This window comes from Parasphingorhabdus sp. (assembly GCF_039939955.1).
GTDB lineage: Bacteria > Pseudomonadota > Alphaproteobacteria > Sphingomonadales > Sphingomonadaceae > Parasphingorhabdus.
Genome location: NZ_JBDVHS010000002.1, coordinates 212,954 through 227,532, shown reverse-complemented (window position 1 = coordinate 227,532; position 14,579 = coordinate 212,954). Strand labels below are relative to the sequence as shown.

General features: G+C 55.8%; 15 protein-coding genes. 6 read left to right on the top strand and 9 right to left on the bottom strand.

The features are described from left to right. Positions 1-20 precede the first annotated feature (20 nt). The gene (locus ABJG22_RS01365) at positions 21-536 is read left to right on the top strand and encodes an MmcB family DNA repair protein (RefSeq protein WP_348018438.1); all 516 of its coding nucleotides are present in this window, start codon (positions 21-23) and stop codon (positions 534-536) included. Positions 537-545: 9 nt separating this feature from the next. Here ABJG22_RS01365 and ABJG22_RS01360 read toward each other — a convergent pair whose 3' ends face one another. Further along, the gene (locus ABJG22_RS01360; protein WP_348018437.1) at positions 546-1,202 is read right to left on the bottom strand and encodes an ankyrin repeat domain-containing protein; all 657 of its coding nucleotides are present in this window, start codon (positions 1,200-1,202) and stop codon (positions 546-548) included. A gap of 95 nt (positions 1,203-1,297) precedes the next feature. Between ABJG22_RS01360 and ABJG22_RS01355 the strand changes: the two genes are divergently transcribed. From ABJG22_RS01355 to ABJG22_RS01345, 3 genes are read left to right on the top strand one after another with little or no spacing between them, the layout of a single operon-like run. After that, positions 1,298-1,930, top strand: coding sequence for an SCO family protein (locus ABJG22_RS01355; RefSeq protein WP_348018436.1), 633 nt, complete (start codon positions 1,298-1,300; stop codon positions 1,928-1,930). Beyond that, positions 1,918-2,364, top strand: a complete 447-nt coding sequence (locus tag ABJG22_RS01350) for a YcgN family cysteine cluster protein (protein ID WP_348018435.1) — start codon at positions 1,918-1,920, stop codon at positions 2,362-2,364. The genes ABJG22_RS01355 and ABJG22_RS01350 overlap by 13 nt, the downstream gene beginning before the upstream one ends. Next, positions 2,351-3,097, top strand: a complete 747-nt coding sequence (locus ABJG22_RS01345) for a SprT family zinc-dependent metalloprotease (RefSeq protein ID WP_348018434.1) — start codon at positions 2,351-2,353, stop codon at positions 3,095-3,097. Before ABJG22_RS01350 ends, ABJG22_RS01345 begins: the two co-directional genes overlap by 14 nt. Before the next feature lie 9 nt (positions 3,098-3,106). On the opposite strand, the gene ABJG22_RS01340 is transcribed toward ABJG22_RS01345, so the two are convergent. The 6 genes from ABJG22_RS01340 to ABJG22_RS01315 all read right to left on the bottom strand — a co-directional run bounded on the left by ABJG22_RS01340 (position 3,107) and on the right by ABJG22_RS01315 (position 10,301). Next, positions 3,107-5,221 carry a PBP1A family penicillin-binding protein gene (locus ABJG22_RS01340; RefSeq protein ID WP_348018433.1) on the bottom strand — a complete coding sequence of 705 codons (2,115 nt, stop codon included), beginning with the start codon at positions 5,219-5,221 and terminating at the stop codon, positions 3,107-3,109. Between the two features lie 86 nt (positions 5,222-5,307). After that, a complete protein-coding gene (msrB, locus tag ABJG22_RS01335) occupies positions 5,308-5,706 on the bottom strand; it encodes a peptide-methionine (R)-S-oxide reductase MsrB (RefSeq protein ID WP_348018432.1) in 399 nt (132 codons plus the stop codon). A 40-nt stretch (positions 5,707-5,746) separates the two neighbouring features. Then, positions 5,747-6,775, bottom strand: coding sequence for a DNA polymerase III subunit delta (holA, locus tag ABJG22_RS01330; protein WP_348018431.1), 1,029 nt, complete (start codon positions 6,773-6,775; stop codon positions 5,747-5,749). Beyond that, positions 6,772-7,293: an LPS assembly lipoprotein LptE gene (lptE, locus tag ABJG22_RS01325; protein ID WP_348018430.1), complete on the bottom strand. Its 522-nt coding sequence runs from the start codon at positions 7,291-7,293 to the stop codon at positions 6,772-6,774. The genes holA and lptE overlap by 4 nt, the downstream gene beginning before the upstream one ends. Further along, a complete protein-coding gene (gene leuS / locus ABJG22_RS01320) occupies positions 7,290-9,824 on the bottom strand; it encodes a leucine--tRNA ligase (protein WP_348018429.1) in 2,535 nt (844 codons plus the stop codon). Before leuS ends, lptE begins: the two co-directional genes overlap by 4 nt. A 27-nt stretch (positions 9,825-9,851) precedes the next feature. Beyond that, positions 9,852-10,301 (bottom strand): DUF3576 domain-containing protein, encoded by a 450-nt coding sequence (locus tag ABJG22_RS01315; protein ID WP_348018428.1) that lies wholly within the window; start codon positions 10,299-10,301, stop codon positions 9,852-9,854. 356 nt (positions 10,302-10,657) lie between these two features. Between ABJG22_RS01315 and ABJG22_RS01310 the strand changes: the two genes are divergently transcribed. After that, positions 10,658-11,395: a hypothetical protein gene (locus ABJG22_RS01310; RefSeq protein WP_348018427.1), complete on the top strand. Its 738-nt coding sequence runs from the start codon at positions 10,658-10,660 to the stop codon at positions 11,393-11,395. An 8-nt stretch (positions 11,396-11,403) separates the two neighbouring features. On the opposite strand, the gene ABJG22_RS01305 is transcribed toward ABJG22_RS01310, so the two are convergent. Continuing rightward, positions 11,404-11,979, bottom strand: coding sequence for a thiamine phosphate synthase (locus ABJG22_RS01305; protein WP_348018426.1), 576 nt, complete (start codon positions 11,977-11,979; stop codon positions 11,404-11,406). Positions 11,980-12,014: 35 nt separating this feature from the next. Between ABJG22_RS01305 and ABJG22_RS01300 the strand changes: the two genes are divergently transcribed. Continuing rightward, entirely contained in the window at positions 12,015-12,704 is a 690-nt protein-coding gene (locus ABJG22_RS01300) for a YggS family pyridoxal phosphate-dependent enzyme (RefSeq protein ID WP_348018425.1), read from the top strand. On the opposite strand, the gene ABJG22_RS01295 is transcribed toward ABJG22_RS01300, so the two are convergent. After that, positions 12,705-14,543, bottom strand: a complete 1,839-nt coding sequence (locus ABJG22_RS01295) for a sodium:proton antiporter (RefSeq protein ID WP_348018424.1) — start codon at positions 14,541-14,543, stop codon at positions 12,705-12,707. Between the last annotated feature and the right edge of the window lie 36 nt (positions 14,544-14,579).

The following is a 14,579-nucleotide window of genomic DNA, read 5'->3' as shown; positions in this document are numbered from 1 at the left end:
TTATGTTCTAGTCAATTGACATGACAGGAACCAATGATTCTCTAGATCTGTTGCGGGCCACCGATGAACTGACCGGTGCACAGGCTGTTGCCCGGGGGGTCGCACGAATGTTTCTGCGACACGATATCATGGTGTTGCCCGAAGTCAGTCTGCGCAATCGGCGCCGGGCGGATTTGATGGGCATTGATGCCAAGGGACAAATTGTCATTGTCGAGATTAAGGTTGCGCGGAGCGATCTACTCGGTGATGCTAAATGGACCGAATATCTTGACTATTGTGACCGTTTTTACTGGGCCCTTCCCGTGGGTTTTGATGCCTCCCCGGTCGATGGACCGGAGTTTCTGCCACAACGTACCGGACTTATCATTGCCGATGCTTATGATGGGGAAATGGTGCGATCAGCTGAGACCCACACGCTTGCTCCGGCGCGACGCAAGACGGAAACCATGCGTTTGGCCCGTCGTGCGATGCGGCGAGCGGCGGTGTCCGATGGTTGGATCAGTCCTGCCTCAGGACTGCATGATTCTACCAGCTAGCTGTCGGTGCTAGCCTTCTGGTCCAAAGAATCGACCTTCGATTTCCGGCTTTTTGTCGGCATCGGCCTTTTCAATTTCCGCCAATATTGAAGCCGCTCGGCGATCTCGTGTTGCATAATCACGCGCTGATAATCCTGCGAGCGTGTCGGTGCGGTCGGGGTCGGCACCATTTTTGAGAAGCAGGCGAACCAGTTCCGCGTCCCGGAGTTGGACCGCGCGTATAAGCGCTGTTTCGCCTTGCTTATTGGTGTCATCCACCCGCGCATTTTTGGCCAAGAGGACTGTCACACCATCGATAAACCGAAGCTGGGTCGCCAACATGAGCGGTGTCATACCTTCTTTGTCGGCGATATTGGGGTTGGCGCCTTTCTGTAGCAGGAAACCGACCCAGACTCTGTCGCGACGTTCGACGACGATATGCAGGGCTGTCTGGCCGCTGGAAAGGTCGCGCGTATTGACGATTACCGACCCTGGCTTGCTTAGAAATTTGGTTGCCTCTTCGCCATCACGGTCTTTGACCGCTTTCAGAAAATTATAGCTTTCAGAAAATTGTGCAGAGGCGGGAGCCGAAAAGGAAAGCGTCGCCGCCGCGGCAAGCCATATAAGGTTGAGCAAAACGAGAAGTTTGCCGGACGAAAATGCGCCTGAAGGATTTTTATTGAACATTTTTAGCCCCGTTTTGTCGACCAGTGTTTTATGGCACCGATATGCTGTAATTGCTGCCAATCATTTATCGGTTGAAATTGATCCAGTAGCAGACCATGTCTGGCCCCGTAATGAACAATATCACCCACATAGCAAAAATCATCCTGACAGCTGGATTACTGACACTCATGACGGCTTGCAACCCTGCACCGGGCGGGAGTATGTCAGCGGACGCGGAGCCCCCGCTAGCGGGGGCCAAGATTGGCGGCGCGTTTACGCTGACAAATCAGGACGGTGGTCGAACCTCCGATGGTGATTTTGCGGGCCAATATCGGATCATCTATTTCGGCTATAGTTTTTGTCCCGATGTATGCCCGATCGATCTCGCAAATCTGATGTTGGGATTGAAACAGGCCGAGAAAGACAATCCGGCTCTAGCCGATAAGATCCAACCCATTTTCATATCGGTTGATCCGGAGCGCGACACGCCGGCTGTCCTGAAACAATATGTTTCTGCTTTTCACCCACGGCTTATCGGTCTTACCGGTAGCGCCGATGAAATTGCCCAAGTCGCGAAAAAATATCTGATTCTTTATGATGTTCGCGATGATGAGTCGGCAAGTGAATATCTCGTGGACCATAGCCGACAGGCCTATCTGTTCGGCCCACAAGGAGAGCCGTTGGCCCTTCTCCCATATGATGGTACGCCGCAGGATGTTGCGGCTGAAATTGTCCGATGGATGAAATAGGCACCGAACAACCCTTCTGGGAGCTGCCGTTAGAATCGCTGGACCGCGCCCAATGGGAAGCTCTGTGCGATGGCTGTGGAAAATGCTGTTTGCTAAAAGCCGAAGATGAGGATGATGGCCAGATTTATATGACCAACATCGCTTGCAAATTGCTCGATCTAGAGCATGCGCAATGTGGCGACTATCGCCATCGCAAATTTCATGTGCCGGATTGTGTGCGGCTGACTCGTAACAAGCTCGAAGAATTTGATTGGTTGCCAGACAGCTGCTCCTATAAGATGCGCGCCCGTGGCCTGCCCTTGCCGACATGGCACTATCTGATCTCCGGCGACCGAGAATCCATCCATGCGGCAGGTCAATCGATCCGGGGCAAGGTCATTCCGGAAGCGAAAGCCGGGCCGCTTGAAAATCATATTATCGATGCGCCGTTCTAGTTCGGAGCGCGCGGAAGATTTGGCCATCCATCTGGATGGCGGCAGCTATCCGCTGCAATTGCGGCGATCGAAACAGGCCCGGTCAATCATTGTGTCAGCCGACACCGTTAAAGGGATTGTCCGCTTAACGGTGCCGAGCTTTGCATCGAAAAATCAGGCTTTGCGCTTTGCGCAGTCAAAATCGGACTGGCTTAACGCTCGCTTTGAAGAAGCCTTGCCACCGATAAAGGTTGAAGCCGGCAGCCAGATTGCGTTTCTGGGTGAGCCGCATATCATTTGTTGGTCTCCGGACTTTGCACGCGCGCCATTGCTGGGGGAGGGCGAGATCCATCTTGGCGGGCCGCATGACCATATCGAGGCTCGCATTCTGCGTTGGCTCAAAGCGCAGGCCCGCGCTATTTATGCTGAAGATCTGCAATATTATTGTCAGCGGGCAGGGACGGAATTGCCGAAACTATCGGTCGGCGATGCGCGGCGGCGTTGGGGCAGTTGTTCTGGCCGCAAAGCAATCCGATTGAGCTGGCGCTTGGTCATGGCGCCGCCACATGTCCGACGGTCGGTGGTGGCGCATGAAGTGGCCCATCTTACACATATGGATCATAGCCGACGGTTTTATGCTTTGCTCGACGAGATTTATGAATCGGACCGGAGGATCGCCGACCGCTGGCTCAAGGAGCACGGTCGGGGCCTGCATATGGTCGGAGCCGAACGACAGGCTCAATGGGCTGACTGAATCAGATTGTTATTCGGATTCGGAAAGCATTGCTTCGGGCAGTAGGGATTCTGGCTGGTTTTGTGGCGTGTCTTGTTTGGGCTGCTGGACGGGCGCAGGTTCCGGTCTCCGGGGTGCAGGATCTTCGCCGCGGCCGAGCACTGAATCGATCCAATCCTGGTCCAACCGGGGACCATCGGCGGCCTCCCCGTCTTCCAGATCATATTCGATCCCGCCGCCGGTTTCGATGGGCATACCATTTTCGTCGACATAGATGCCGTCTTCTGGCGCTCCGAACAATTCATCATCATCCGGTTCCAATTGCCATTCCGGCAAGACCAGCTCGGTATCGAATTTCTCGACTTTGCGATTGGCGACTGCCGCCCGCATGAACTGCGCAAATGCGGCGGCGGGCGCGCGACCACCTTGCAGACCTCCAACGCGTTTTGCATCATCCCGGCCCATCCATACGCCGGTTGTCAGACCGCTCGAAAAGCCCAGGAACCAGCCATCTTTATTGCTGCTTGTTGTTCCGGTTTTGCCCGCCACTGGCCTGCCGATTTGTGCGGCCCGCCCGGTGCCGGTGTTCACGGCGGTTTGCATAAGATCGGTGATGCCAGCGGCGACCCATGGGTCAACCAGCACCCGACTGCCGTCAAATTTGCTCTGATAGATCACATCGCCCTTGATCGTTTGGACCTTGGTGATCCCGAAAGGCGTGATCGCGACGCCTTTTGCGCTGATGGATGCGAAGGCACGCGTCATATCGAGGAGCCGCACATCGGAAGTGCCCAAAACCATCGAAGGATTGGTATCGATCGGCGTGGTGATACCAAAACGCCGCGCCATATTGGCGATGGAAGATGTACCGACATCATCGCCAATAGCCGCCGCAACGGTATTTTTGGAGAAAGCGAAAGCCGTGCGGACATCTATCTCTCCGGCGTAGCGACCGCCGCTGTTGCGGGGCGTCCAGTTGCCGATGGTAATCGGTTCATCGGTCACCGTGTCGTTTGGCGTGTAGCCGGCTTCTAGCGCGGCCATATAGACAAAGGCTTTCCACGCCGATCCGGGTTGACGAACTGCCTGTGTGGCGCGGTTATAGTTGGACGTCACATAGTCCGTGCCGCCAACCATTGCGCGCACCGCTCCATCCCGGTCGATTGCCACCAATGCGCCCTGGCTGCCTGCCGGCACGCGGGATTGAATGGCGGCTGTGGCCACGCGTTGCATGTCGAGATTCAATGTCGTCCAGACTTCGATCGGTTCGACCGTTTCGTCGATCAGCAAATCGAGCTGTGGCAGAGCCCAGTCGGTAAAATAGCGGACGCTATTTTGGCGCGGTTCTGGCGCGAGCTGGACCGCGGCTGGTTTGGTATTGGCCGCATCCGCTGCACTGATTGCACCGGCGTCCTGCATAACCTCCAGAACGACGGTTGCGCGTCCGATAGCGGCTTTTGCATCTGCCGTGGGTGAATAGCGGGAAGGGGCTTTGACGAGGCCGGCGATGATAGCGGCTTCGGCGAGGTCCAAATCTCTGGCGCTATGTGCAAAGAACCGACGTGAAGCGGCGTCAATGCCATAGGCACCACCGCCATAATAGACTTTGTTGAGGTACAGCTCGAGAATCTGTTCTTTGGAGAATTTTCGTTCCATCGCCAGCGCGAGCAGTATTTCCCGGCCCTTTCTGGCAAAGGTGCGTTTGTTGGTCAGGAAAACATTGCGCGCCAGTTGCTGCGTGATGGTCGAACCACCCTGAGCCCAATGGCCGCGTTCGAATCTGACGTATACTGACCGGGCGATACCAATCGGATCCACGCCAGGGTGACTCTCATAGCGCCGATCTTCGACCGCCACCATCGCATCTTTCATGACCTGCGGTATGTCTCCATAATCCAACCACTCGCCGAAGCTTGGCCCCATGGAGAAGAGCTCTTTGCCGTTCACATCCAGCACCCGGATCATTTGCCCATTGGGTGAAGATTTCAGGTCTTGGAATCCGGGAAGTGACGAGCGGATGACCAACACCGCAACGACCAGGGCGATTGCGGCCAGAAAACCGGCTACCAGGCCAGCTTTGAACAGCCGCCACAGCCAAGTGCGCACTGGTCCCTGCTTTTTGCTGCGTTTTTTGCCCCGCGCCATAACAATCTACCCAAATATACTGAATTGCAGTTTTTCTAGCGTGTTCGAGCCTTACTGCAGGCTGAACGGGGAATGACAGGGAAAAATCAATCGGCCTTGGGCTGAAAGGCCATGGCGGCGCTATTCATGCAATAGCGAAGGCCGGTTTCTGTCGGTCCATCAGGAAAAACATGGCCGAGATGGCCGTCACAGGTGGAACAGCGTATCTCGATGCGGCGCATACCGAGGCTATTGTCTTCTATTTCTGTAACCGCATCTGGATCGGCAGGCTCGGAAAAGCTTGGCCAGCCGCAACCGCTGTCGAATTTGCTGTCGGATTCAAACAATTTGCTGTCGCAACCCGCACAGAAAAACTCTCCGTTGCGATATTCGGCATTTAATGCGCCGGTAAAAGCCCGTTCGGTCCCCGCTTCGCGCAGCACATGATATTGTTCCGGCGACAATTGTTGCCGCCATTGTTCTTCGCTCAATATTATTTTTTCCATCGGGCGTAGATGGATGTTCGTTGACAGCCGGTCAAGGGATCTAACGACTGCTAGCGGCTTTCCGCGCGATCAGCAGCAGCTCCTCTTCGAGCAGCACATGGTCCGGTTGACCGCTGCTTTTCATCGTGATTTCCAATTGCAAAACCCGCTCGATCAGTCTGCTGATATGCGCTGACGGCCAGATTCGCAGTTGCCGTTTGAAATGTTTCTGGTCTTTAAAAAAGACGCTCGGATGTCCGGCAACGGAATCGACATTCCCTCCTTTATCCACCTTGCTGCGCAGTTCCGCGAGTTTCGTGAGATGGCGGAGCATGACCCGGATGAGTCCGATTTCGCTGATGCCTTGCGCGCGCGTAGCGGCAATTTCTTGCGCCAAACGGGGAGCATCGCCATTCAATGCGGCGTTGATCAAGAGGCTGATATCTTCTTCGTCATTCTCTGCACCGAGCAAAAGAAGAATATCGGGTTCTGGAGTCTTTGGGTTTTCCGGGCTTGCATCCAGATATAGCGCGATTTTTTCGACTTCCATACGCGCCAATACGAGGTCGTTGCTGGTTAGCGCGGCGATTTCTTGCGCCATGTCTCGACCGAGTTGAAGACCTTCGTCTTTTGCCATGGCGCCGATGGCTGCTGCGGCTTGTTGTGGTGTTGTTTCATAGCATGTCGCGATCAATCCATCGGATGCAGCTATGATGGTTTTTGCCAGAGCGGTTTTATCACCCATGCCGGGTGCGATAACAAACACCGGATCGCCGCCAGCCTCGCTCGCCAAAAGATTGTCGATTGCAGCGGTTGCCCGAACCGCTTCACCGCTGTTTAATCGCAAGACGAGATAGCGCTTGTCTCCGAACAGGGAAGCGGAATTGGCCTCATCATTCAGCCTGGCAGGACTGTCATTGATGTCGGTAATGGTGAGATCAACCCGTTCGGCCGATTGGGCCAATGGTTGCACGAGCTCTTCGACCAACGCTTGGCAGCGGGTGACATTGGGACCGCATAATAGGACCAGTCGGAAATGATTGGGATCGGCATGAAAGCGCCTGACAATGTCTTCCGGTTTGACCTTCATGGATCCGGTGACGCGTTAGCCTCTTCCCGGGCAAATCGAGAAATGCGGGTTACAATCTGATTGGCAACGCGGGTAGCGAGATTTTCTAGCGCGGTATCTTCTGCCGCGAGCGTCGCATATTCCGAAGAGACGACGTCGATACCGGCATCGGAACCGGCTGTCGCATCGAGTACGACAACGGAATCGGCCAAGCGGACGAGTTGATAGCGCGCGCGCAAAGTTCTGCGTTCGCGGGTGATCCGGTCATCACTGCGCACGCCAAAGCCTGCAATCTTGTCGTCCAGTGTCACGGTCAGGCGGTATTTCGTCTGTTGCCCCCCGAAGGCTTCAAGTTGATCCTTCAGCGCATTGCGTGTCAACCAACCAGCTTTACCGGCAATTGGTTCAATTTCGATATCGCCAAGTTTCTGTGCGACAACGCCCGTAGTTCCACCGGCATAAAGTGGCCGCAAGTTGCAGGCCGTCAGCATTGCCGACATTGTTACCAGCAAGGCGATCCGGGCAATCATATTGCTCATATAACGATATTGACCAGTCGGTCGGGCACGACAATCACCTTCTTTATTTCCGCTCCGTCCAAGCTACGCTGCACCTTCTCGGATGCGAGAGCAAGCTCTTCGAGCTGATCCTTGCTGCTGCCCTTGGCGACGGTGATCGTATCGCGCAGCTTGCCGCGCACCTGTATCGCTATGGTGACTTCATCATCGACCAGCAGGCTTTCGTCCACCTCCGGCCAGGGCGCGTCGGCGATCAAGCCGTCTTCGCCGAATAAAGCCCATGCTTCCTCGGCAATATGCGGGACCATCGGCGCGACAATCCGGGCCAGCGACTTGATCGCCGTGGTCCGGTCTGCAGAAGGCTGTGATTTCTCGATCAGATTGACCAGTTCGAATATCTTCGCCACCGCCTTGTTGAAGGAGAGCGCTTCGACATCGCCAGCGACACCGGCCACGGTCTGATGAAGCTTGCGGCGGAGCGTTTTGTCTTCACCGAGAGCTGTATCGGTCCCGTCGGCGACGGCAATGAACAGACGCCACAGCCGCTGGACAAAGCGCCAGCTGCCTTCGATGCCGGCCTCGGACCATGGCAGGTCGCGTTCCGGCGGGCTGTCGGACAGCATGAAGAAACGCACCGCGTCGGCGCCATATTGTTCGATGATCGGATCGGGGTCGACGACATTTTTCTTCGACTTCGACATTTTCTCGACCCGGCCTGTCGTGACCGGAGAACCGTCGGAAATCACGGCCCAGTCTGCGCCGTTTTTCTCGACCTCGTCCGGCGAAAGCCAGCTGCCGTCACCATGTTTATAGGTCTCGTGCGTCACCATGCCCTGGGTGAACAGGCTTTCGAACGGTTCGGCAAAATCCAGCTTGCCGATGCTCGCCAAAGCGCGCGTCCAGAAACGCGCATAGAGGAGATGCAGGATCGCATGTTCGACGCCGCCGATATATTGGGTGACCGGCAGCCATTGTTTAACCACGTCCGGATCAAAGGGCCGGTCGTCCGGCTGGCTGGCAAAGCGCAGGAAATACCAGCTGCTGTCGACAAATGTGTCGAGTGTGTCGGTTTCGCGCCGCGCCGCCTTGCCGCATTTCGGGCAATCGACATGTTTCCACGTCGCGTGCCGCTCCAGCGGATTGCCCGGCGTTTCGAAATCGATATCTTCGGGCAGGGTGACCGGCAGCTGGTCTTTGGGCACCGGCACCGGACCACAATCATCGCAATGGATGATCGGGATCGGTGTGCCCCAATAGCGCTGGCGCGAAACGCCCCAGTCGCGCAGCCGCCAGGTGGTCTGGGCCTTGCCCCAGCCTTCTGATTGCGCGCGGTCGATTACATTTTGTTGCGCCGCTTCGACCGTCATGCCGTCGAGAAAGGCACTGTTCACGATTTTGCCGGGACCGGTATAGGCTTCATTGCCGGTGAACAGAGCGTCTGTCTCCTCACCATCGGAAACCACGCGTTTGACCGGCAGATCATATTTGCGGGCGAAATCGAGATCGCGCTGGTCATGGGCGGGCACGCCGAATACCGCGCCGGTGCCATAATCCATCAGCACGAAATTGGCGACATAGACGGGCAATTGCCAATCTGGATCAAGCGGATGGGTAACCGTCAGGCCGGTATCGAAGCCCTTTTTCTCCATCGTTTCGAGCTCGGCCGCGGTGGTGCCACCTGCCTTGCATTCTTCAGCGAAGGCGGCGAGCGCGTCGTTATCTTTGGCCAGTCGCTGCGTCAGCGGATGGTCGGCCGACAAGGCAGCAAAGCTCGCACCGAAAATCGTATCCGGGCGGGTCGAGAAAACCTCGACACTGGCAATATCGCCTTGCGCTTCCGCCAAATTGAAATGAAATTGCAGGCCTTGCGACTTGCCGATCCAGTTTTCCTGCATCAGCCGCACTTTTTCCGGCCAGCCTTTGAGCTCGTCCAGACCGGCCAGCAGATCTTCGGCGAAATCGGTGATCTTCAGAAACCATTGGCTGAGCTTGCGCTTCTCGACCGGAGCACCGGACCGCCAGCCCTTGCCGTCGATCACCTGCTCATTGGCGAGCACGGTCATATCGATCGGGTCCCAGTTGACCGCCGATTCCTTGCGATAGACCAGATCACCCTCGAACAGATCGATGAACAGCGCCTGTTCCTGCCCGTAATAATCCGGTTCGCAGGTCGCCAGCTCGCGGCTCCAGTCAAAGGCAAAGCCCAGCGTTTTCAGCTGGCTGCGCATTGAAGCAATATTGGCTCTTGTCCATTCGCCGGGATGGACTTTTTTCTCCATCGCGGCATTTTCCGCCGGCATACCGAAGGCGTCCCAGCCCATCGGGTGCAGCACTTCATAGCCCTGCATCCGCCGGAAACGGGCAAGCACATCGCCCATCGTATAGTTACGGACATGGCCCATGTGGATGCGGCCCGACGGATAGGGAAACATCTCGAGCACATAGCTGCGCGGCTTGCTGCTGGCGTCGTCCGCTTCGAAAGTGCCGGCGGTTGACCAGCGCTCTTGCCAGCGTTTGTCCGCCGCCAGTGGATTGAATCGCTGATCGGTCATTGCGGCCCCATGATGTAGCAGGAAGGGTTAGTTGGTGATCGCACCGCGCCGCAAATCGCGGGCCTTGGTGAGGATGATCTGTTCAAGCTTCTGCGTGGTCGCGGCCTTGACCGGAGCGTCCACCCATGTGCCATTGCTGGCAACCTGACGCGATGCCGCGACGCGCAAGGCATCGGCCCGCAGGTCCTGGTCCAGGATCGAGACATTGATTTTCATCCGCTCGCCCGGATTTTGCGGGTTCACATACCAGTCGGTCAAAATCACGCCGCCATTGCTGTCGGTCTGGGTCAGCGGCATGAAGGACAAGGCGTCCAGCGATGCGCGCCATAGATAACTGTTCACGCCAATTGTCGTGATCTGTGATGCCGCGAGATCGGCTTTTGGCCGCTCTTTGCCGCCGCATGCGGAGAGCAAGGAAAGCGTCAGCAGGCCAGCGGTTGCAGATCGCAGGATTAACGAAGAATTGAGGCGGGACATGAGGCGCTCCTGATTGCAAATTGCGCCGACACAAAATCCTGATGATGGGATTTGTTCCGGACATAATATCATTTCAGCGCTCTCTATAAATGCTTTGCCGCAGGGGGCAAGCACAAGCGCATTTTTCGCTCTTGTGCAGTATCGACTGAACGCCAGTTGAATAGCTGCATAATCATGTCCGGTTCATCTTTATTGCGCTATGCCGTAACATCAACATAGTGTCTGGACCAAAGCGTAACCGATCTGCAACAGAAACCCGCTAGTTTCAGAAAATCGGATAAAAACAATATGCTGACTCGTGCAGATGGACAGATTCTAGTATACAAAGATTCGTTCTAAGGGGAATCGCATTCGTCATGAAGAAAAAGGGTAGTCATTTCGGTTGGTTAGCGACGGGACTCGCGATCTCCGGCCTTGCTATGACTCCTGCTCTGGCGAAGATTCTTTCCAGTGATGACGCAATGGTGTCCCTGAAAACATTGGGATCGGTTGGTTCCTTCACCGTTGCTGGCGCTGATCCAGATCTTCAAGCGAAGTTCAAGCTTAGCGCATTGCGCGGAAATGCGAGTTTCAAATTCACGCCGGCTGGCGGCACGCGTGACGGAGAACGTTCCGTCACTGTAGTGGTTCGCCAGAAGTCCGATGCTGTTTCCATTCGTGAAAATGTCTTGGCAGCGGCTTCCGGAATGGGTCTGACGACAGCGGCTAAAATTGCACCTGTTTCCTATAGCCTTGGTTCAGCCAAAGGGCTGAAGAGCTTTGCGCTTCCGGTTAAGAAGCTGGGCAGCGATATGCCTGACCTTTCAGAAATTGGCGCGGGAAGACTGCTCGGCGAAGAAAAGACCGGCAAGAAGAGCCGTTTCAACACGCGCATGTCGCTGGATGCGAGCGCACCGATCAATGCAGCGCCGCGCGCGTTGGATGCCAGTGAGAAAGATTATACGCTTGATGTCGGTGGCAGCTATTCGCTTACCCGCAATCTTGACGTGACCGCCGGTGTCCGGATTAACAATGAGCGTGACCGGATGGCGCCTCTGACTGACAACCGTCAGGACAGCCAAGCGGTCTATGTCGGAACCCAGTTCCGCTTCTAAAAATCTGATTAGCTGAAAGCGTCGATCGCTGCCCAACCATGGGTCGTGGCGTTTTTGCGTGTCCGATAGCGTTTCTGGCTCATACCGCCCAATAATATGACGGCGCCTTTGCACTGAGCGGCCAAGCGTTGGGCTTGTGCCGGGTTCAAGGGTCGTTGGCCGAGGTGGGACCGGGTTGCAAAGATCGGGGACAGAAAATAGATATCCGCCCCGACGCGATTGGCTTGCTGGATTTCCCGGGCATTGTGAACCGGTGCGCTGTGCAGCATCGGGCCAAATATGGACCGGCGCGAGAATCGTCCATATATTCCATCGGCGCGCCAGCGCTTGGCCAGTGTTGGTGTTCCGGCGAGGAACAGCAAATGCCCCTGACGTCGTGCCAGTATTTTGACTGTTTCAAACCGCTCCCGCCGCAATGGCTCGGGCAAATGATAGTGGCGAAAGACAATGCCGCTTCCGCGCGGCAGGCGCAGTATGGCTTGCCGGAGAGAATCATCATTCCGCTGATCGGTGAACAGCCATATCCGGGGGAGGACCGAATCCGTTAGACTGGGCAAAGCAGGGCAGGGCTGGTCTCGCAACATAAGCAGCCCTATAGACCGACGCTTGGCGAAAGAGAATGACTGAGAAAGATACGAATTTGGCAGACCCGGCATTGAACGACATCCGCAGCAAGATGGAAAAAGCGGCCCGGATAGCGGACCGCAAACCATCCGATATTACGCTCATCGCGGTGTCGAAAACCCGCAGTGCCGAGGAAATTCGACCATTGATTGCGTCTGGCCATCGTGTGTTTGGTGAAAACCGCGTACAAGAAGCAGCGGAGAAATGGCCTGCGTTGAAAACGGAATATCCCGATATAGAGCTGCATATGATTGGCCAGTTGCAATCCAACAAGGCTGCGGAAGCGGTGGCGCTTTTCGATAGTATCCATTCGCTGGATCGGCCCTCTCTGGTCAAGGCTCTGGCAAAGGAAATGGACCAGCAAGACCGCCACATTCCGTGCTATCTGCAAGTCAATATCGGGGAAGAACCTCAAAAAGGTGGTTGTGATATCAGCGCTGTTCCCGAGCTGCTCGGCCAAGCCCGAGCAGCCGGCCTATCCGTAGCAGGTTTGATGGCGGTTCCTCCGGAGAATTCCAATCCGGTTCCCTATTTTGCATTGCTTGCGAAGCTGGCGCATGATCATGGCCTTGCCGGACTCAGCATGGGAATGTCGGGGGATTTTGAAAGCGCTGTAAAGCTCGGCGCCACCCATATCCGGGTTGGCACGGCCCTATTTGGTCCGCGCACAACACAGGCAGGATAATCAGCTTTCGTCGCTTTTTTCGCTTTCTTTAGCCGCACGATCCGCTTTGCGTTCCTCGGCTGTGACCGCGGCGACATAGCTGATCACGATATCACCATTTTCTATCACCGGCCGGGTATCGGTTGCGAAAAATAGCAGACGCCGGTCCGGTTTGAACACGGCGAGCGGCTCTTCGTCTTTTTCCAGATTTTTGCGGTAATGTTCGACGGTGAACTTCTCGGTGATATTGGTTTTGCTGAATCGCCAGCCAGCTAGATCGCGGTCGAGCAAAGTGCCGAAGTCAGCACCGGATTCGAACAAGAGTCGCCCATGCCCAACCCGGCTCTTGCCTTGTCCGTCATTGGCCAGCCGGCTGATCTGCTCATAGCCCATTTCGGGACCCAGATCGGCCGTGATTAACTGATTCTGGCTGTCATTGTCGGTGGCGGCGATAAGATGTTGATATTCACCCATATCGATATTGTCATTATGGGCTTCGTCGAGCACGTCGCCATGATGGACCTCGAGCCCTTCGCGGCGCGCCCGGCGCAAGGCGAATTTGCTGTTGTCGGTGATCAGGACATCAAGATCGAGAGATCTGAGCATTTTGCCCAGAGCAATCGACCAGCGATTGGCTCCGGCAATCAAGACTCCTTCGCCTTTGCCTTCTGCAATCCCCAGTCGCTCGGCAACCCATGATGCTGAAAAGCCATGGGCGAAAATGGTCGCGATAACGACAGCAAAGCTAAGGGGAACCAGCGCTTCCGCGCCCGGGAATCCGTGATCGACCAGCCGGATCGCAAATAGTCCGGTGATCGCGACGGCGACAATACCGCGCGGCGCTATCCAGGCGATGAACAAGCGTTCGCGCCACGGCAGCGAGCTGAACAGCAGGGCGATCAATACGGAAATGGGCCGCACGACGAACAAGAGCAAGATCAGGAAGATGACAAATTGTGGCCGGAACTGCTGCACCGTTTCCCAATCCAATGTCGCGGACAATATGATGAAGACACCGGATATCAGCAGCACTGCCAGATCTTCCTTGAATCGATAAAGCGCCTGACTGGAATATATTTGTCGGTTGCCCAGAACGATACCCATCACGGTCACCGTGATCAGTCCGGTTTCATGTTTGATCAGATCGGCGATGACAAAGCCCGCGATGACCGTAACCAGCAGAAACGGGGCTTTCAGATATTCCGGCACCAGGCCTCTGGGGAACAGCCAGGTGATGGCAAAGCCAAGCCCGGCACCGATTAGCCCGGCGATGAAGCTTGCGGCGAGGACATCCATGCTGATGACTGCGATATTCGCATCGGCGCCTTCATAGGTAATATAGGCATAGATGCCGACGGCCAGCAGCGCGCCTATGGGATCATTTACAATGCCTTCCCATTTCAGAACATTGCGGACCCGCGATGGTACTCGCAATGTGCGTAGCATCGGACCAATGACGGTCGGACCAGTGACGATCATGATGCCGCCGAGCAAGGCCGAGATTTCCCAAGAGAGGCCCGCACCATAATGCGCCGCCCCGGTACCCAAGACCCAGGCGATGGGACCAGCAACCAGCACCATTGCGGTCACTGCGCCGCCCGCTTGCCGGAGTTCACGGAAGTTTAGACTGAGGCCGCCTTCAAATAGAATCACCGCGACGGCCAGCTTGATGATGGGTTCCTGCAATGCTCCGAAATCGCGTTCCGGATCGATAATGCCCAATATAGGCCCGGCAATAACGCCGACGATCAGCATGAGCGCAATGGCCGGACGGCCGGTTCTCCATGCAATCCATTGGGCGCCGATACCGAGCAGGCCGATCAGCGCGATTTTTACCATCAGAGAATCAATTATTTCCATGGTCTTTCCTTGCCGGTTTTTGGAGGCTTATGCAAA